Source organism: Bradyrhizobium sp. Pa8, from assembly GCF_052588265.1.
Window position 1 is genome coordinate 90,164 of the sequence record NZ_CP176768.1, and the last position, 19,226, is coordinate 109,389.

Annotated in this window: 11 protein-coding genes and 7 pseudogenes; 10 read left to right on the plus strand and 8 right to left on the minus strand. The window is 58.6% G+C overall.

Annotated elements, in window-relative coordinates; genetic code table 11:
• Positions 1–655 precede the first annotated feature (655 nt).
• From ACKWRH_RS45670 to sctO, 6 genes are all read left to right on the plus strand, one after another.
• The gene (locus tag ACKWRH_RS45670; RefSeq protein ID WP_445222836.1) at positions 656–1,099 is read left to right on the plus strand and encodes an EscI/YscI/HrpB family type III secretion system inner rod protein; all 444 of its coding nucleotides are present in this window, start codon (positions 656–658) and stop codon (positions 1,097–1,099) included.
• Positions 1,100–1,115: 16 nt separating this feature from the next.
• On the plus strand, positions 1,116–1,949 hold the full coding sequence (gene sctJ / locus ACKWRH_RS45675; protein ID WP_445222837.1) for a type III secretion system inner membrane ring lipoprotein SctJ: 834 nt from the start codon (positions 1,116–1,118) through the stop codon (positions 1,947–1,949).
• Positions 1,950–1,968: 19 nt separating this feature from the next.
• Complete coding sequence (locus ACKWRH_RS45680; protein ID WP_445222838.1) at positions 1,969–2,601, plus strand: hypothetical protein; 633 nt, start codon at positions 1,969–1,971, stop codon at positions 2,599–2,601.
• Entirely contained in the window at positions 2,580–3,194 is a 615-nt protein-coding gene (locus ACKWRH_RS45685) for a FliH/SctL family protein (RefSeq protein WP_445222839.1), read from the plus strand. Before ACKWRH_RS45680 ends, ACKWRH_RS45685 begins: the two co-directional genes overlap by 22 nt.
• A 104-nt stretch (positions 3,195–3,298) precedes the next feature.
• A complete protein-coding gene (gene sctN, locus ACKWRH_RS45690) occupies positions 3,299–4,564 on the plus strand; it encodes a type III secretion system ATPase SctN (protein ID WP_445222890.1) in 1,266 nt (421 codons plus the stop codon).
• Positions 4,552–4,986 (plus strand): type III secretion system stalk subunit SctO, encoded by a 435-nt coding sequence (gene sctO, locus ACKWRH_RS45695; protein ID WP_445222840.1) that lies wholly within the window; start codon positions 4,552–4,554, stop codon positions 4,984–4,986. Before sctN ends, sctO begins: the two co-directional genes overlap by 13 nt.
• 161 nt (positions 4,987–5,147) lie before the next feature.
• Here the strand turns inward: sctO and ACKWRH_RS45700 are convergent.
• Positions 5,148–5,591 (minus strand): annotated as a pseudogene (locus tag ACKWRH_RS45700) (transposase family protein); the annotation flags it as partial.
• 90 nt (positions 5,592–5,681) lie between these two features.
• Here ACKWRH_RS45700 and ACKWRH_RS45705 point away from each other — a divergent pair.
• Positions 5,682–6,819 (plus strand): annotated as a pseudogene (locus ACKWRH_RS45705) (IS3 family transposase).
• Between the two features lie 144 nt (positions 6,820–6,963).
• Here the strand turns inward: ACKWRH_RS45705 and ACKWRH_RS45710 are convergent.
• A pseudogene (locus ACKWRH_RS45710) lies at positions 6,964–7,718 on the minus strand (transposase); the annotation flags it as partial.
• A 93-nt stretch (positions 7,719–7,811) separates the two neighbouring features.
• On the opposite strand from ACKWRH_RS45710, the gene ACKWRH_RS45715 reads away from it, so the two are divergent.
• Positions 7,812–8,911, plus strand: a protein-coding gene (locus ACKWRH_RS45715) for an IS3 family transposase (protein WP_439372663.1) whose coding sequence is annotated in 2 segments (ribosomal slippage) — positions 7,812–8,064 and positions 8,064–8,911 — 1,101 coding nt in all. Because the reading frame shifts where the segments join, the coding sequence is not laid out codon by codon here.
• 205 nt (positions 8,912–9,116) lie between these two features.
• Here the strand turns inward: ACKWRH_RS45715 and ACKWRH_RS45720 are convergent.
• The 6 genes and pseudogenes from ACKWRH_RS45720 to ACKWRH_RS45745 all read right to left on the minus strand — a co-directional run.
• Positions 9,117–10,049: a LysR family transcriptional regulator gene (locus ACKWRH_RS45720; protein ID WP_445222841.1), complete on the minus strand. Its 933-nt coding sequence runs from the start codon at positions 10,047–10,049 to the stop codon at positions 9,117–9,119.
• Positions 10,050–10,234: 185 nt separating this feature from the next.
• Positions 10,235–10,483: an EscF/YscF/HrpA family type III secretion system needle major subunit gene (locus tag ACKWRH_RS45725; protein ID WP_445222842.1), complete on the minus strand. Its 249-nt coding sequence runs from the start codon at positions 10,481–10,483 to the stop codon at positions 10,235–10,237.
• A gap of 222 nt (positions 10,484–10,705) precedes the next feature.
• Complete coding sequence (locus ACKWRH_RS45730; protein WP_445222843.1) at positions 10,706–12,085, minus strand: FHA domain-containing protein; 1,380 nt, start codon at positions 12,083–12,085, stop codon at positions 10,706–10,708.
• Positions 12,082–14,172 (minus strand): type III secretion system export apparatus subunit SctV, encoded by a 2,091-nt coding sequence (gene sctV / locus ACKWRH_RS45735; protein WP_445222844.1) that lies wholly within the window; start codon positions 14,170–14,172, stop codon positions 12,082–12,084. The genes ACKWRH_RS45730 and sctV overlap by 4 nt, the downstream gene beginning before the upstream one ends.
• A gap of 1,617 nt (positions 14,173–15,789) precedes the next feature.
• Positions 15,790–16,257: pseudogene (locus tag ACKWRH_RS45740) on the minus strand (transposase); the annotation flags it as partial.
• Between the two features lie 64 nt (positions 16,258–16,321).
• Positions 16,322–16,762, minus strand: a pseudogene (locus ACKWRH_RS45745) (group II intron maturase-specific domain-containing protein); the annotation flags it as partial.
• Between the two features lie 173 nt (positions 16,763–16,935).
• On the opposite strand from ACKWRH_RS45745, the pseudogene istA reads away from it, so the two are divergent.
• Both istA and ACKWRH_RS45755 read left to right on the plus strand, forming a co-directional pair.
• Positions 16,936–18,417, plus strand: a pseudogene (gene istA / locus ACKWRH_RS45750) (IS21 family transposase); the annotation flags it as partial.
• Positions 18,412–18,651: pseudogene (locus tag ACKWRH_RS45755) on the plus strand (IS3 family transposase); the annotation flags it as partial. The pseudogenes istA and ACKWRH_RS45755, both read left to right, overlap by 6 nt.
• Positions 18,652–19,226 lie beyond the last annotated feature (575 nt).

Below are 19,226 nucleotides of genomic sequence, written 5' to 3' on the forward strand. Positions count from 1 at the left end.
ATTTCCGTGAGAGTTGACCGCTCGCAGTGGGCATGCCTTGACAGAGGATCGTATCGAATGCTGACCGTCGGGGGCAACGGCATCGGATCTGGTGCGATATGAGACCCTGGCCGCAAGATCTGTCAGCGGCACAGCGACTTCGGCTTGGGTTTGACCCCGCCTGTTTGCGTGTGAGGTAAACGACCAATTATGGATGTATATCGACAAACGACGGCTAACGCGGTCAGAAACAAGAGCTCGGCACAGATGCATCGAGCGTCTACTCCCGTGACATCCGACAGTTGCATCGGCCTCCAGCGATGCCTCGCTGAGGCGGCATTCTTGGCTTGTATTACAAACGACGTCGTGCGGGCAAGGCGGATTGCGAAGGGACTTGAGGTAATTGCACCAGGCAGTCGGGAGTGCGTCATTGCCTACGCGCTTGCCGATCTGACGGCAGGCGATATGGAGGCCGCGCTGGAACGCCTTCGTCCTCTTGCCTACGCGAATGACGCATATGGGATAGCGTTTCAGGCGCTGACTCTAGAGCTCGCTGGACACTCAAGCGAACGCGATGCGATACTGAGACGTCCGCCAAGCGGCGACCCCGCTGCCGACGGCCTTCTTACAGCGTTGGGCGCAACCGCGACGGCACACACTGCAGGAACGACATTTGATGAGCAGCGTGAGTAGTATTCTGCCGCAGGTAGGCACCACCATTTTGGCGACGGAGACGCCGCCCAGTTCGCCCAGATTGAATGTCTCGGCTGAGTCCGTCGAGGCGTTTCGTGCCGCACTTGAGCGACCTGTGCCGTCGCAATCAGGCGACGGAGCACTGATCGTGGCTGGCGATGGGCTGCCCGAACAGGAGCGCGGAGCGAGCGCGCCTCGCATATCCGATGGTATTCTTAGTGACATGGACGAACTGGACGGCAGCTTTGCCCAAACCATGGAAGCCGCTCGCACAGCCGTAGAAGGCATCAATTCGGGGCAGCTCCATTCCGCCGAGTGGCTGAATGTGCAGCTCGCGCTATCAGCTATGACCCTGAAGTACGACATTGCGGCCAAGGTGGTTGGAAGGGTTACCCAGAATCTCGACACTTTCCTGAAAAGCCAATGAACGACGATGGGCGGGCGTGGCATTTGCATTGAAGCAGACGGTAGCACTTGTCGCGCTATTCACGCTGGTGGGCTGCGGATCGACAATCGAGCTCTATCGCAACCTTTCGGCGCGCGAGGCTAACGAAATGCTTGCGTTGCTCATGCGTCAAGGCATTCCCGCCGAACGGACGACAGGCAACAGCGGCACGGCCTCCCTAGTGGTGCCAACAAACGACGTGCCCCGTGCAATGAAAGTATTGGATAGCGCCGGGTGGCCCCGCGATCGTTTCGCCGACATGGGCTCTCTCTTTAAGAAGGAAGGCATGATCTCATCGCCAACAGAGGAGCGCGCCCGCTACCTTTATGGTATTACGCAGGAACTGTCGCAGACTCTGTCCAATATCGATGGCGTGCTTAATGCCCGCGTCCATGCCGTCTTACCCGAAAACACGAATGACGATTGTAACCCGCCCCCTGCGTCAACTGCTGCTGTGCTTGTCCGTTACAGGCCTGACGCTCCGATCGATCAGATCGTTCCAAAGATCAAGGAGCTGGTCGCAAATAGCTTGATTGGGCTGTCCTACGATCGGGTTTCAGTTGCTCTTGTAGAGGCAAATCAGGACAATACCGGGCTGCGGCCAATGGATGCGGCAGCCTTGGCAACAGAAGGTAGCCACCCGTCCCACCTCTCAACATGGCTCGCAGGCGGCGCAGTGCTATCGCTAACCTGCAATGCTGCGCTCGCCGTTCTCCTGTGGCGGCGGCGCTTTAACCGAACAACCGGTATAGCAGATGATCAGATCAAGCGAAGCGAACAGTCCAACTATGGTCGCGACGAGCTCAGCGGGGATATCAGAAGAATGGCTTGATAAACCGTGGGCCGGAGCGATGATGCGCTGCATCGTCGATCCGGCCGCCGATCTCGACGTCACCATGGCAAGTGATTTGCCCGAATGGATTCCGTTGGACCTCGTTCAGGCGGACCCGTTCATCCGTGTCAAACTTGGACGATGGCTGCTCACCGCCCAAACTAAGGATGCACCCGCGATTGTTTCTGCTAGCCACGCACCACGAGCCCGGCTCGCATTTCTACCGGCGCCGGACGCCGTGCGCCTCATGTCCCTAGCCGGGGTCTGGACTGGTGTGCCCAGCCTCACCCGTTTTGTTCGGAAGGCCGACGTTGTCGCGGCACGCACCATCCTTGGAGCAGGGGCCTTCGCATTCGCTTCGCATGCTACACTGCTGCCGCGGCCGACCGTCGCATTAATGTCTGCAATCGGCGCTTCCGAGATGCCGACCGCGCCCAATGTTTTGCTCCAGTGCGGTGCGACGATGTTCGGACTTGCGATGGGTGACATCCCACAAGTGCTGCTAACCAGGCTACGCTTGCGCTACCCGGCACCGATCTGGATGGCGGTGGCGGATGCCTGCCGTAACGACGGTGCTGGCGATGATGCCTTTCGTGCAATGCGGCGCCTCCTTCGCATGACGATGCCAACATGGTCGCATTGGTTCAACTGACGTCCGGAACGGTCAGCATCCTCGGCCCAGGGCGAATCCTGCCGGCGGCGAGCGCTCAGGCGATAATGGATGCCGAGCAATTGCTCAGTCAGGCGCGGCGGGAGGGGGATGCGCTCGTTGATGCGGCGCGCGAGTCCGCGAATATGATTGAGACAGCGGCTAACGAGGCCGGCCTAGCAGCGGCGCAAGCAACGATCGAGCAACGTTTGATCGCAATCGCCGCGGCGTCTCTGCGGATTATGGAGCAGAGTAAAGAGCGGATCGTTGACATGGGCTTGCAGATCGCACGTCGGGTACTCGATACCATTGAACCGGATGAGGCGGCGGTGCAGATCGCGTTGCGCAGTCTGAAGTTCGTGGGCCATAGCGCTCTCATCCGGATGCGCGTGGCGCCGGCGCATGTCGAGATGGTTCGCAAACGGTTGGACGAGATGCTCCCGATGGCGACATCGCGCGCCGTGGTCGAGCTAATTGCTGACCCGCGCGTAAAAGATGCCGGGTGCATCCTTGAGACCGATGCTGGACTGGTTAACGCCACGATCGAAAGCCAGATGATGTCGATCGAAAACAGCCTACGCGGGCTAGTGAAGTAATGTCCGAGCCAGCCGAGCCGCCGACGGTAGTAAGCTCAATTTGCTACGACAACATCGACTGCTTCTTCCAGCTTGCTAACAGGGTGGTTGCGCAGACATCGACCATGCACGTCCGCGGTCGAGTCCTTCAGATCGTCGGAACGATCATCCGGGCGACTGCCCCTGGTGCCCGCATCGGCGATCTGTGCACACTCCGCAATCCGGAGAACAACTTCGAATTATCGGCAGAAATTGTCGGCGTTGAGCGCGACATCGCCATTCTGACACCGCTTGGGGAAATGCGGGGGCTTTCTACGCTCACCGAGGTAGTTCCGATAGGAGAGCCTCTGATGGTGCCCGCGGGCTCGACCCTACTCGGCCGGGTAATTGACGGTCTCGGCCACCCTCTCGACACACTCACCCATGGGCCCCTGCTTCCAGAAGCCCGCGTGCCGGTTCATAGTAAGGCCCCGGCTCCCTTGACCAGGCGCATCATCGATCGCGTTCTTCCGGTCGGTATACGGGCGATCGACGGCCTTTTGACGTGCGGGGAGGGCCAGCGAATAGGAATCTTTGCCGCGGCGGGCGGCGGCAAGAGTACACTGCTGTCGATGCTGGCGCGGAGCGCAGCGGCTGATGTGACAGTGATAGCGCTGATTGGCGAACGTGGCCGAGAGGTGCAGGAGTTCATCGAACACAATCTTGGCGCAGAAGCACGACAGAGATCGGTTCTCGTCGTTTCGACCTCCGATCGTTCCTGTATGGAGCGGGTGAAGGCGGCCTATGCGGCGACGGCAATTGCTGAATGGTATCGAGATCAAGGCCAGCGTGTTCTGCTTCTCATGGATTCGCTCACTCGCTTTGCGCGAGCGCAGAGGGAGATCGGTTTAGCGGCCGGTGAACCACCCACACGGCGTGGCTTTCCACCATCGGTGTTCGCGGCCCTGCCGGAGCTCGTGGAACGCGCCGGAAACAACGACCGCGGATCGATAACCGCGTTCTACACCGTGCTCGTAGAGGGCGATGATATGACCGAACCCGTAGCCGATGAAACCCGTTCCATCCTGGATGGACATATTGTGATCTCACGCACCTTGGCGATGTCGAACCACTATCCCGCTATTGACATTCTCACGAGTGTCAGCCGTGTGATGAGCACCATCGTGTCGACCCAGCATGAGACGTTGGCAGGTGCGCTGCGGGAGCTGTTAGCCAAATACCAAGAGGTGGAACTATTGATACGCGTCGGCGAATACAAGAAAGGAGCCGATTCATTGGCTGATACGGCTATCGCCAAGATAGACGATATACTCGCCTTCCTGCGACAACCGACAGATGAACAGAGTGACTTCGACACGATGCTTCATGAGCTTGCCGCGTGTCTGGCGTAACTCTCAAGGCCACACATCAACTGATCAAGTTGAGAGAATTGCGGCGTCGCCGTGCCGAAGACGCGCTTCGAGCGCGTCACTTAGCTCTCGACAATGCGACCGCGGATTTCGATGTGGCCCTGACAGAACTTCGTGCATGGCAGCAGGACTGGCCCCGTCGGGAAGACACGTTATACGATACACTGATCGGCGAAACTGTCGCTCTCAAAAACCTTGAGGAGATGAAGGCGGAGATCGTCTCACTGCGTGATCACGAACGACTGCTCAAAAGGCGTCTTGAGGAGACACGGACCAAAGTCGAGCAGGCCCAGCAGGCACGTGAGGAAGCGTACAACGCGGTGCGGGAGGCGCATTGGGAGTTCAACAAATGCAACACTTTGCTTCGAGCCTTGCAAGCCGGCTCTCTGATGGAGGAGGAATAGAGTCTCTAACTTTGTGTATCTCTCACGGAGGTTTTCAAAGGAGCGATCCGGCTGGTCAGCGACCTTTTCGACCTTATAGAACTGAACACCGTTTGCTGGCCAACCGGGCCGCCGTCCGAGTATCCTTTGCGCGTCGCCGATCGTGGCCTGAGCCCCAAAGATCATCCAGCGATGGGAAGAATCCTTTGGTCATTTGAGCCTGTGTCGCTCGGTGATGCAACGGGATGGGGCGCGGAGCCCTCGACACGGCGCAGCGTCCCGTCCCGTTGCATGTCGGGCGCTGTTAGCCTGGCGTAAGTTGATGGCGGCAGGTTGCCGATCCCGGTGTGCGGACGCACGGTGTTGTAATCGTCCTGCCATTCGGCAAGCAGCTCCCGAGCATGATCGATTGACGAGAACAGCGTCTCGTTCAACAGCTCGTCGCGCAGTCGTCCATTGAAGCTTTCCACGAAGGCATTTTGCTGCGGCTTGCCTGGCGCGATGTAATGCCACTCGATCCGGGTGAGCTGCGACCAACGCAGGATGGCCATGCTGGTGAGCTCGGTCCCATTGTCGCTGACGATCATCGTTGGGCGGCCTCGTCGGGCGATCGCGGCATCGAGCTCACAGAGCTGGCTCCGCAAATTCGGACAGTAGCTTGAGTGGATTTTCTGCCTGACAGCGGCGAGGCTTCTTGCCGCGAATCAGGAGCGAAGATGACGAAGAGGAGTCGCCGGACGCATTCTCCGGCATTCAAGGCGAAGGTCGCTTTGGCTGCCGTGAAGGGAGAGAAGACGCTGGCCGAGCTGGCGCAACAGTTTGATGTTCATCCGAACCAGATCACGACCTGGAAGACCCAGCTTCTGGAAGGCGCCGCCGGCGTGTTTGGGCAGGACAAGGGATTGGCCGAGGCGTCGGTCGATTTGAAGGCGCTTCATGCCAAGATAGGCGAGCTTGCGTTGGAGAACGATTTTTTGTCCGGCGCGCTCACCAAGGCGGGGCTGCTGAGCGCAAAGCGATGATCGACCGCGACCATGATCTGCCTGTTGTGCGCCAGGCGAAGGTCCTGAACCTCGCCCGCAGCACGGTCTACTATGAACCTCGGCCGGTTTCGGCCGAGGACCTTGCCTTGATGCGTCGGCTCGATGAGCTGCACCTCGATTATCCTTTCGCGGGGGCACGCATGCTGCGATCGCTGTTGCGGCGTGAGGGCGCGCAGATTGGCCGCCGCCACGTCGCGACGCTGATGAAGCGCATGGGGATCGAGGCGATCTATCGTCGGCCGAATACGAGCAAGCCCGGGCTGGGCCACAAGATCTACCCGTATTTGTTGCGCGGATTGAAGATCGAGCGGCCGAACCAGGTCTGGGCCATGGACATCAGCTACGTTCCGATGCGGCGTGGCTTCGTCTACCTCGCCGCGGTCGTCGATGTGTTCAGCCGGCGGGTCCTGGCCCAACGCGTATCGATCACGATGGAGACGGTGTTCTGCGTCGAAGCGTCGAAGCGCTCCAGGAGGCGCTGGCGAAGCACGGCAGGCCCGAGATGTTCAACACGGATCAGGGCAGCCAGTTCACCAGCCTCGACTTCACCAGTGTGCTGCTGGACGCAAAGATTGCCATCAGCATGGACGGCAAGGGCGCCTGGCGCGACAACGTGTTCGTCGAGCGGCTCTGGCGCACGGTCAAATACGAGGAAGTCTACCTGCGCGCCTACGACAGCGTGTCCGAGGCGCGAGCATCGATCTCCAGATATCTGGCGTTCTACAATCAGGGACGCCCGCACTCGAGCCTTGACGAACGCACCCCCGACGAGGCCTACTTCGGCACGCAAGCGATGGTGATGGCCGCATGACCGTCGCCGACGATTTTGTCGTTGCTCTGGTCGGGCTACGCCCTCCCGACGCAACGACAAAATCGCAAAGCCCCGCATTCAGTGTAACCTGGCAGGAATCCACTTAATTTCCGCGGGGCACTGTCCAAACAACCGGGGCCAGCTCTCACGACCCACCCGGATCCCCGACAACGACGTGTCGGCCACCAATGCGATGCATTCCCGGGTGAAGTCATCAACGACAGCCAGGATACGAAAGCGTCGGCTGTCGGTCAGCGTGTCGCTGACGAAATCCAGTGACCAGCGCTGGTTCGGTCCCTGCGGCAACTCCACTGGAACCCGTGTTCCGAGAGCTCTCTTACGTCCACCTCGACGGCGAACCTGCAGCCGCTCCTCGGCATACAGCCGCCTCAGCTTCTTGTGGTTGATAAGCACGCCTTCACTGCGGAGCATGAGAAGCAGACGGCGATAGCCAAAGCGCCGGCGTACCGACGCCAAATCGCGCAGGCGGACGCGAATGGTCGTATCGTCAGATCGAAGACTGAGATAGCGAACCGTGGACCGATCAGCCCCAATCACTTCACACGCCCGCCGCTGACTGACCTGAAAACTTGAACAAAGGTAAGCCACAGCCTGCCGTCTGGCGACGGGCGTCACCATTTTTTTGAATTGAGGTCCTTTAGCATGGCGTTATCGAGCATCGCCTCGGCCAACAGCTTCTTCAGCTTCGCATTCTCGTCGGCAAGGACCTTTAGGCGCCGAGCTTCTGATACGTCCAGGCCACCATACTTGGCCTTCCATTTGTAGAACGTCGCGCTGCTGATCCCGTGCTTGTGGCAAACATCTCCCGTCTTCGACCCCGCTTCCTGCTCCCGCAGGATCGCAATGATCCGCTCTTCCGTGAACCTCGACTGCTTCATCTCCGTCTCCCTCAACTGACCTGCTCCCGCCAAATGAGGCCAGTCTGAACTGGAATTTTCCAATTAAGATCCCACCGGGACGAGGAGAGTTCCATGAAGGCATCGAAGTTTTCGGAAGCGCAGATCGCGTTCGTTTTGAAGCAGGCGGAAGATGGGGCGGCGGTGGCGGAGGTCTGCCGCAAGGCCGGGATCAGTCAGGCGACGTATTTCAATTGGAAGAAGAAGTATGCGGGGCTGATGCCCTCCGAGATGAAGCGACTGCGCCAGCTTGAGGAGGAGAATGCCAAGCTGAAGCGGATTGTCGCCGACCTGTCCTTGGACAAGGCCATGCTGCAGGACGTGCTCTCAAAAAAGCTCTGAGGCCTGGCCGCAAGCGGGAGCTTGTCGACAAGGTGCGGAGTGACTGGAAGGTGTCGATCAGGCGGGCCTGTTCGACCCTTCGTATCGATCGCGCACTTTACGTCTACAAGTCGAAGCGCGGTGACCAGGCCGCCCTCAAAAATCGGATCAAGGACATCTGCGAGACGCGGGTGAGATACGGCTACCGCCGCGTCCATGTCCTGCTGCAACGTGACGGTTGGGCAGTCAACGTCAAACGTGTCTATCGCCTTTACAGGGAGTTGCGCCTGCAATTGCGCAACAAAACGCCGAAGCGTCGTGTGAAGGCCAAGCTACGCGAGGATAGGATGGAAGCAGGTCAAATCAATGAGACCTGGGCGATGGACTTCGTTCATGACCAGCTCGCCACCGGTCGCAAGATTCGTGTGCTTACCATTGTCGATATCTTCAGTCGCTTCTCTCCAGCCGTCGATCCGCGCTTCAGCTATCGAGGCGAGGATGTCGTGCTGACTTTGGAACGCGTGTGCAAAACCGTCGGCTACCCCAAGACCATTCGCGTCGACCAGGGGTCGGAGTTCGTCTCCCGCGATCTCGACATCTGGGCTTACCAGAAGAATGTCGTTCTCGACTTCTCCAGGCCGGGCAAGCCGACGGACAACAGCTTCATCGAATCCTTCAACGGCAAGTTCAGAAACGAATGCCTGAACACGCACTGGTTCCTCGGTCTTGACGACGCTCGGCAGAAAATGGAGGATTGGCGTAGAGACTACAACGAAGTCCGCCCACACAGCGCGATTGGCAACAAGGCGCCGATATCGCTGTTGAATGGCTCATCGGCGCCCCCGCCGGCATGAGCCGAACCCGGAAAATTCCAGCTCCAGCTGGCCTAGTTTTGGGGAGCGTTTCACAAGGTGACGGACTCTACCCAATTTTGGAGGAAGTTCAGGGGCTCAGGTCAATCGGTCTACACCGACTTGGCGCGAAAGTGCCACCTTGACTTGGCGAGGCTTCCAAACTGACCGCCGGCACTGCTAACAAGCTTTTCATCGTTATGGCTAGCTATGGCAATAAGCTGACATCCGCCATGAGCCCATTCTGACGCACATTTTCCACCTGCGCGACCAGCAAGCCGCTTACGGCTTCAGCGGCGGAGGAGAGGTCCCCGGCGGAGATGAGGCATGCTGTTACATGAATCGGTGGATCTATGACGATCGGCCTCAGATCTTCATGGCCTGGAAAATCCGAGACGTCGTCCTTGGGAATGATCGCATTGGCAATGCCGCCCTTGACGAACGAGAGCGCAGTAGCAAAGGTGTCGACCTCGACGATGCAGTTCGGGATCACGCCGGCTACTTCAAACGTTCGGTCCAATGCGTTGCGAACTGTGTTAGGCCGTGTCGGCAGGACAAGAGGAATTTCGGCCAGCCCCTCGAGCGAAACAAAGGACGCGACATCTTTTGAGTTGGGGGGACGGATCAAATGAAGTCGCTGATGAAACAGCGGCTGGCGGGCAAAGCCTTGGGTGGGCTCATCCTCGAACACGGCACAGATGTCGAGGGCGCGTGATGCGATGAGTGGCCTGATGCGGAGAAAGTCACCTGTAACTAGACGGAGGTGCACTTTTGGCAGCGCCGTCCGGCAAGCGTCGACAAACGCACAGCCAAACGATGCGGCGAGCACCGAGGACATGCCGAGCCTTACCAAACCTTCCGGCTCTCCTGTCGTGGAGCGGACGACGCTGGGCAGTTGTTCCACCTGCTGAAGGATGGACACGGCCTCACGATAAAGCACGTGGCCCTCGCGTGTCGGGCGAATGCCGCGTGCGCTGCGGTGCAATAGCGAGACGCCCAGCTCGGCTTCCAAGGCAGCAATCTGTTGACTTAAAGCCGGCTGCGCCACGTGGATTGTGGTCGCAGCCCGGGAAAAACTACCAGCATCCACGATGCTCATGAAATAGCGGAGGTGCCGGAGTTGTAAAAAGCTCGAAAACATCAAATTCCGCCTGAAGTCAACTATAGCCGGTTCTGCTTCTGGTTGGTGAGGCCTGTCGCACGCGCTGTCGGCAGTTGGCAATCCCGAGGTTTGGCGGGAAAACGCGCAGCACTAGAAACGAGCCCCGCACCAATGCGCTGCCGGCCGACAGAGGCGCCAAACTGAAGGGAGCTAACCTACACCGCTTAGGCAATGTTCCGGATAATGCCATTGAGAGCCTCGTGGACCACCTTGATAATCGCAGAATTCAAACTCAGGAGTGTAGTGTGCGTGTTCATTGAGAGCTGAAGCCGAAGCTGATCCATAGTGTCGTCCGGATTCATGGTTGCCATGTGCGCTCTCACGTTGCGTTCCGATGCCTCAACAGATCTACCAATAGATCCACTTATACTTCTGAAGTCCATTTTACCTGTCCAAACTAGAAGACGATCCATCGTGATGGTGCATCCACGTCGCGCGAACAACCTCTGTTGCGGCGTCTATTGCATCAAGTAAGCCCTGCAAAGCTTTGAAACGATCCCTCGTGACGCCAGCATTGATGTCACGCCTCAATGAGTCACGCCAGCTCTTGAAGTCTCTCTCAAGAGAGAACCTGTGTGTGCCATCGATGTCATCGAGTAGCCGTTTCTGCAGCTCAAGCACAAACACACTTTCACTCACCCCTGATCCTCCTCTTCAATCCATCCCGGTTTGCTCGCATAGAGAATACGCACTTCAGACTCTCCTATGCGCACGAGCATTCCTTCGCGATCAATGACAACGATCCTGCCGATGTGGTCGATATTGTCGCCAACTCTTAGGCGCGTACCGTTCTGAAGGACGATGAACGGAGTGCCGCCGAGGTGTACACCTCTCGCGGTCGGTAATACCATTAGCGAGCAATGCATCTCGAGCCGGATCCGGGGCGCGAACCTCTCCTCGAACCGGGAAGCAACGCTCTGCCATTCGTTGAGAGTAGGCGGGGTTAGCGTTCCCGAAACGATTACTGCGTCAGGCGTGGTTGAGATGCGAATTGAGCGGCGCAGTTCGCTTGTTGTCGCTGTCTCCAGAAAGGCGCGGGCGCGTTCTGGTGTTACGATCGCGTCATCAACCTTGCGTAGCCCCGGGATATCCTGCTGCAAGCGACGAAGAGCCGCTTCGACCTTTGCATTGCTCGAGGCGTATCCTGTTACTGATATCTCTCCGGCACCTCCCACGTGAATATTGCCCTCGATGTCGAGTCCGCGGATCACAGTCGCGGCGAGGTCAACAAGCTTGGCGTCCGGCAAAGTGGTCGGGGACGGTTGCTTGGATATGACGGCAGCTCCTTGCCCGACGTCGCGCGGTGGGATTCCAGGCTTAGTATCCTCTCTAGGTCGCAGGTCGCCGTCGATAACCAGCTTCTTGTCGGCGGACGTGATACTGACGTCGCGTGCGGTCAAATCGCGTAGGATACCTTTCGCGATTTTGATCTGCTCAGTACCCAGAACGGCGCCCGTGGTGAAAGAGGAAATCCGCGCTATCCCCATCCAAGTCCCATACATGATGAGCAGCAGGCCGCAAGCCACCACGCCGAGCCAAAACCGCCGGCGTATCGAGGCAATCGCAAGTCCTGTTTCTCGGCCGTCTAAGGCCAACGGTCTTTTGGAAGCGGAGGGGAGACGCTTCGCATTTCGCCTCTTGCGTTCGACCACAGAGTCTGCGTCGGGAAAGCTGCATCCGACCGGACCTATACTGAAGATCGTCCTCCCAACCTCGACCGGAGTGAAAGGATCGAGGACCGTCGAATTGTCTGCCACGCAATGCCGGCCGCCGATAAGCACGCCCGGTGCAAGCGCAGTAACCTGGATCCTTGTCTGCTCGATGACTATGCGAAGATGTGAACCAACTAGTTCCGGATCGGCGAAGGTGAGGTCATCGGTTTCATGGCTACCGATCAGCCAGACTCCCTCGTCCAGCGATGTCTCAGCACCCCGGTTGGGACCCGATAGCACGCGCAAGGCGAATTTGGTCTGATCATCTGTCAGAATATCCTGCTCTCTTTTCGCGTTCCTCATCGCAACGATATCCTTCCCAGTGGTTGCACAGAAGTCTCGGGGGTAAGCTCCTGATAGGAGAGCACTGGAATTCTGTGGAACTCGGCTTCGATAATCATACGGACATATCGACGTATATCCATCGACGTTAGCAGCACCGGCTTGTGCGGCTGCTGGTCGAAGTTGCCCGACACCTCTCGTACCTTGTCATTGATCTGACGTGTTGTCCGCACGTCGAGGGCGAGATAGCTGCCAGCAGACGTCTGCCGAATTGCATTCCGCACCGTATCTTCCACTTCCGGCGTGAGAATGTAGGCTGGTAGCAGGTTTATCCCGATACAGTATTGGAAACAGATTTGCCGTTTGAGCGCACAACGCACATGCTCGGTCAGCATGACGGTGTCCTTCTCATTTTGTGCCGATGCGACCAGTGCCGTGAGGATGGTGCGCATGTTACGCAACGAAACGTCTTCTGCGATCAGTCTCTGCAAGACCTCGGAAATCTTCTGCAGAGATGCTGAACGCAGCACCTCCTTTACGAGGTCTGGAAAGGGCGCTTCCATGCGGGTCAGAAGGCTTTTTGTTTCCTGGATGCCGATGAACTCGTCGGCGCGCCTGCGCAGAACGTGACTAACATGGTAGCCAAGTATCTGATTCGGTTCGAAGAATGGGATGCTGGCAGCTCGCAACGACTCACGATGTGCAGTGCCTACCCAGACTACCTCGATCTCAGGCAGAAAAGACCTGTCCAACACAAATGGAATGCCCATAGTCTCGAGGTTCTCAGGGGTATCGCGCGCCAAAACATGTTGTGACAACAGTCGTCCTTCACCATAAGGCATTTCATTCACCATGATGGTGTACGTTCCATCCTTGCAGCTGTCGTTGACCCGTACATTGATCTCTGGAAGAGGCACACCGAGATCAAGAAGGAGTGCCTGCCGCACGTTCGCCAACTCCTCATTTAATAGATTGCGCTGGATCATCGCCTGAACGTCGTGACCAATGTCGATCATCAGCGGTACGGTGAACGTGATGCCATCATCGGCTGTTCCGCTTCTCTCAGCCGGCTCGTCCGGTACCGTTAAGATACCTCTTCGGGTTGGCGAGCGACCCAATGTCCGAGATGAGGGCCGCCGAATGCGCTCCAGTTGCCAGCCACCGCCCCCAATCGCTACTGCCAGGATCATGAAGATCGCCATTGGAAAGCCTGGCACGAAAGAAAACAGGAGGAGAATGAATGATCCAACGATCAAGGCACGTGGCTGTGCGCTGACATCGGCGCCAATAGCATTGCCTAGATCCGCGCCTTTATCCTCATCATTGACTCTCGTGACGATGAAGCCTGCGGTGATCGCGGTGAAGAGAGCCGGTATCTGACTGACGAGCCCATCGCCGATGGTCAGAATTGCATAGACCTCGAGCGCCTGGTACAGTCCCATTCCCTTTTGAAGTGAACCAATCGTGATCCCGCCGACGATGTTCACAGCAATGCTGATCAAGCCCGCGATGGCGTCACCCTTGAGGAACTTCATGGCGCCGTCCATGGCACCATACAACTGACTCTCGCGCTCGATCGCAACGCGGCGCCGACGGGCCTCTAGGATATCAATGCTGCCGGCACGCAAGTCGCCATCAACGCTCATTTGTTTGCCCGGCATCGAATCCAGCGAGAAGCGTGCAGCGACCTCGGCCACTCGCTCAGATCCCTTGGTGACCACGACGAACTGCACAATTGTCATGATCAGGAAGGTGACCGCGCCCACTACGAGGTTGCCGGCCACCACGAAGTCGCCGAAGGTCTTGATGATCTGGCCAGCGTCCGCATGCAGCAAGATAGTGCGTGTCGCGGCGATACCAAGCGACAGGCGGAAGAGCGTCGTCAACAACAGCACCGACGGGAAAGAGACGAATGCGAGGGGTGATCTAATATAAACTGCCACCATCAGAAGGAGAGCTGAGATTCCTAGATTGAGGGCCTGCAGCACGTCCATAAGGACTGGCGGTAGTGGAATGATCATCAAGAAAATGATCGTGATCAACAGCGCCGCGAGAACAATATCATTGCGGCCGGTCGCGCCCGTCAAGATTTTCCCGAGACGGGTCACACTGGCCACCTATGCGGCTTGCCCTGTAGCACCGCGTCCGGCATTGGTGATCCGAACATCTGTTGACAGACCTCGCTTCGACCAACACCCGCAGCACCCAGAATCGGCGCTCTTTGTCGCGTGGCTGAAATTGCTTCTTGGCGTAGCGGTTTCGTTGCAATCTGCTGCTTACAGCAAACTCGGGATGGTGGCCATCCATACCGTAGAGGTATGCAAGAATCGATCGGTGCATCGCGCTTGTCGGGACTGATGGGCGGCTCTGCCATCGGAAGGGAATATCGAACAGAATCCGATTGCGCTCTGCATGATTGAACACGGCGAGCGCGTCGTGGATCACGATACGGCCAGGCTTCACAACATGCTTCTAGACTGAACAGACTCATGCGCCTCCCGTCAATTTCGCAACGCGGAGGCAACGCACTACGCGCGATCGGCGCCTCAGAAGTGTCGATCGCCGACTTCAGCTCGACGGTCGGTCGCTGTAGCAGTGCAACATGCGCAGCGAATGTGAAGACCTCTGCTCCGAGGACGGTGCTCGCTGCCGTAACATTGGCTTTCTGAAGTGGGCCGATGAGGCTGGGAGCACCAGTCCAGGCACCGGCGACGCACACGAGGCGCGTGGCGTCCGGCACCGGCGGAAATGCGGTCCGGATTCGTGGAGCGTGGCTAGCCCAAATACTCGCAGATGCGTCCTTACTCTGGCCGGGAAGCAACCATCGCCTGGGTTTGACACAGATGAACGGATCGTCTTGAACGAGGTCCAGCAGCATCCATTCCAGCCAATCACTTGCGATAGTGACATCGGGATCGACGGTCGGTTCTGCGGTGCAGCGCATTATTGCGCCTACGCACGGCCTATCAAGCCATTCATCCGAAATCGCCGTTGAGGTCGTCACACACTCCCAAGTGCCTGCCGCAATCACAAGAGTACCTTCGCAATCTGCTTCGCTCCGACGCCATCGTTTAAGATGCAAGCCAAGAATACCGCATCAGCGAGACCTGCGCCGCTGCAACATTCGGATGTGTATACGTAGAAGCCATGTATCTATGCGAAGCGCCTATACGGCATCAGATCCAACGCGCCGGACCACGACAGTAAGCATTTCGCTACGATCTCGTGCCGACTGGCAGGACCGCTTCAAACGATCGCCCTTTCAGATATCTAGTTCGGTCGTCTGCTCGGCGCAAATACAATGTCAGCATGGCGTCATATCGGCGGCATATGGTTAATAGTAAGGTCGACGCCCGGTTGGTACAATGATGGGTCGTATCCATTCGCACCGGCGAGACCGCGGTGAGTTGCGCAGTTGGTCGGGTTTGCGAGCTAGTAGCGCTGCACTGACGATTAAGAACGTCACGTAGTTGCCGATTGAGCCGGTCCCGCAAATCTGAACAGGGCGATAAGTGGAGTTTCTGCCTGACGGCGGGCAAGATTGCCCCGCGAAGCAGGAGAGACGATGAGCAGACGAGAGAGCTGGCCCCGGTTGTTTGGACAGCGCCCCGCGAAAATTAAGTGGATTCCTGCCGGGTTATGCTGAAGGCGGGGCTTTACGATTTTGCTGTGGCGTCGGGAGGGCGTAAGCCCGACCAGAGCCGCAGCAAAGTCGTTGGCGACGATCATACGGCCGTCACCATCGTTTGCGCGCCGAAGTAAGCCTCGTCGGGCGTGCGTTCGTCAAGGCTCGAGTGAGGACGTCCTCGGTTGTAGAACGCCAGATATTTGGAAATCGATGCTCGCGCCTCGAGCACGCTGTCGTAAGCACGCAGATAGACTTCCTCGTATTTGACAGTGCGCCACAGCCGCTCGACGAACACGTCGTCGCGCCAGGCACCCTTGCCGTCCATGCTGATGGCGATGTTCGCGTCCAGCAGCACGCCGGTGAAGTCGAGGCTGGTGAACTGGCTACCCTGATCCGTGTTGAAGATCTCGGGCCTGCCGTGCTTCGCCAACGCCTCCTGGAGCGCTTCGACGCAGAATATCGTCTCCATCGTGATCGATACGCGATGGACCAACACCCGTCGGCTGAACACATCGACGACCGCCGCGAGGTAGACGAATCCACGTCGCATCGGAAATGGAGTAAGAAGCGCATGAGCGCTTCTCCTCCCCGAACCGTACGGGCACCTTTCAGCGCATACGGCTCTCCGTTCAGGTCTGGCCCATGGCCATTGCGACATCCCGATATCGCGAGGTGATGGTCTTCCTGGGCTCCTCCCTGAAGATGTAGGGATTTGCTTCCGGGTTTCTCCATCGGAACTGCCCCTTTGGACTGGATACCAATCGGTGCAATGCTTTCCCGACACGATGGCCTCGTTCACTGACCCCGTGGACAAACCAGGTCTTGGCCTGCCTAGCGACTGGTGCTCGATACCAGCTCCGCATCAATGGCTTGATGCGGCTCCGATACTTTCTCGCTAGCCAGTGCGCCATTTTCCAGAACACGACATGATCGACGTGTCGGAACGTGGTCGCAGTGAAGTCTGTGTACTTGTAGAAAGCCGCCCAGCCCCGCAGTTGGCGGTTCAGGCGGTCCACCATATCGACCTTGGCAAGATCGTGGTCACCAGAGAGGGCCTTCGACAATCTTCGTGCGTGTTTCGCGGGATCGTGAGCACGGATTTCAGGGGATCGTGAGCAGAGATTTCAGACGATCGTGAGCAACGATTTCGCGGGATCGTGAGCAAGGTTTTCGGAGCCTTGCACCGCTTCGGCCGACAACTCAACCGGCTTAGGGATGGCCTCGTCGTTAACGAGGAAGCCCAATGCCTACCCAGAGATTGTCGATGCGCCGGATCAAAGAAGTTCTTCGGCTAAAACATGTTCAAGGTCTGCCGGAGCGGGCCATCGCGCGCAGCCTGGGCATCAGCAATGGCGTCGTGCATGGCGACCTGACCCGCGCCCGTGCTGCCGGGCTGAGCTGGCCGCTGCCGGGAGGAATGACCGATGAAGACCTGGAGCTTTTGCTTTTCCCGGCCCCGCGGCCTGCGTCGCAAAGCCCGCAGCGACCCGTTCCCGACTGGAGCTACGTCGATAAGGAGCTGCGCCGGCGCAATGTGACCCGCCGCCTGCTCTGGGAGGAGTACCGCGCCGGCAATCCCGACGGTTTCGGGTACACTTGGTTCTGCACGACCTACGAGGCCTGGAAGGGACGGGCCCGGCCGTCAATGCGGCAGACCCATCTGGGCGGCGAGAAGGTGTTCGTCGATTTCGCCGGCGATACCATCGACGTCATCGATTCCCGGACCGGGGAAGTGCAGCCGATGAAGCTGTTCGTCGCGGCGATGGGCGCTTCCAACTACACCTACGCCGAGGCCTGCCCGAGCGAGGGATTGACCGACTGGATCCGGGCGCACGTCAACCTGTTCGCCTTTCTGGGTGGGGCGCCGACGTTCGTGGCATGCGACAACCTCAAGGCCGCCGTCAGCAACCCCGACCGTTATGATCCCGGTCTCAATCGTACCTATGCCGAGATGGCGAGCCATTACGTTACGGCCATCCTCGCCGCACGGCCGCGGCGCCCAAAAGACAAGGCGAAGGTCGAGGTCGCGGTGCAAATCGCCCAGCGCTGGATTCTGGCGCGGCTGCGCAATCAGCGCTTCTTTTCCCGGGCCGAACTGAACGCCGCCATCAAAATACTCGTCGACGAACTCAATGCCCGTCAGATGCGTGGCTTTGGCTCCAGCCGGGCCGAACTATTTGCCGAACTCGACGCCCCCAAGCTCACCCCGCTGCCGAACCAGCCTTATGCCTTCGCACGCTGGAAGCGCTGCCGCGTCGCTCCCGACTATCACGTCGAGGTCGACGGCCACTGGTATTCCGCGCCCTATCGTCTGATCGGCGAACTGGTCGATGCCCGCATCGACGATCGGACGGTCGAACTCTTTCACAAGGGCGAGCGCATCGCCAGCCATGCCTGCGCCCCCAACCGGCGCGGACACACCACCATCGCCGACCACATGCCCAGCGCCCATCGCCGCTACGGCAAATGGACCCCCGCCGCGGTGATCGCCGCCGGCGAGCGGATCGGCCCTTCGACTGCAGCGTTCTTCCAGGCCGTGATCGAAGCCCGGCCTCATCCAGAACAGGGCTTTCGAACCTGCCTCGGCATTCTGGCGCTGGCCAAAAGCTACGGCGCCGAACGCGTCGACGCGGCCTGCCGGCGCGGCATCCTCATCAAGGCGCGCTCCGTCGCCTCCATCCGATCGATTCTCCAGAACGGTCTCGATCGCACTCTCTTCGACGATGTGCGGGGCCGGATCATTGATTTAGCGCTGGAGGTTCCGGAGCTGTCGCCGCGCGAACTGGCCGTGCGGTTCACCGACGAACGGAAGTATTTTGTCTCCGAGGCGTCGGTCTATCGGCTGCTGAAGGCGCATGACCTCATCACCAGCCCGGCTTATGTGGCGATCAAGGCAGCGAACGAGTTCAGGGACAAGACCACCGCCATCAACCAGCTCTGGCAGACCGACTTTACCTACCGTGCGCCTCGCCCCACATTTGGGGAAGCGCGTATGACTGGAATGCAAAAGCGAAAGGAGGAAGAAAAAAAATGACTTGTCCCCTGCTGTGAGGGGACACGAGCCCAAGCGGCGGTGACCTGTCGTCAACTGGCAGGGTGACGTAGCCCGCAGGTAAAGGGGATTGAGGCGAAGCCGTTAAGCCGAGATGGTCCCCGAGGCTGAAGTATTGGAAGGTTGAGGAACACGAACCGGTTCACCCGCATCTGAGGGCTGAAATGTCGCCTCCGCCTACACGGCTTAACAGGTGGAATGCTGATGATGTCGCCGGACAGATATGACGGCCGGCATCCGAACGCGAGCCCAGATGTAAGGACGCTCGCGAGGGGTCATGGGGAGAACGCAGCCAGACCATGGCATCGGCATCGACTTGCGGAAAGCAAGGGAAAAGACTGCGACCGGCAGCCTCACCAATACGATGACGTCCAGCATATGAACGAGGGAAGGCATGATGGAATACCCACGATGCTTTGTGTCGCAAGGGAGTTGACCCTGACGTCCACCATGCTGGCGGAGTTTCCGTAGTAGTCCGCGGC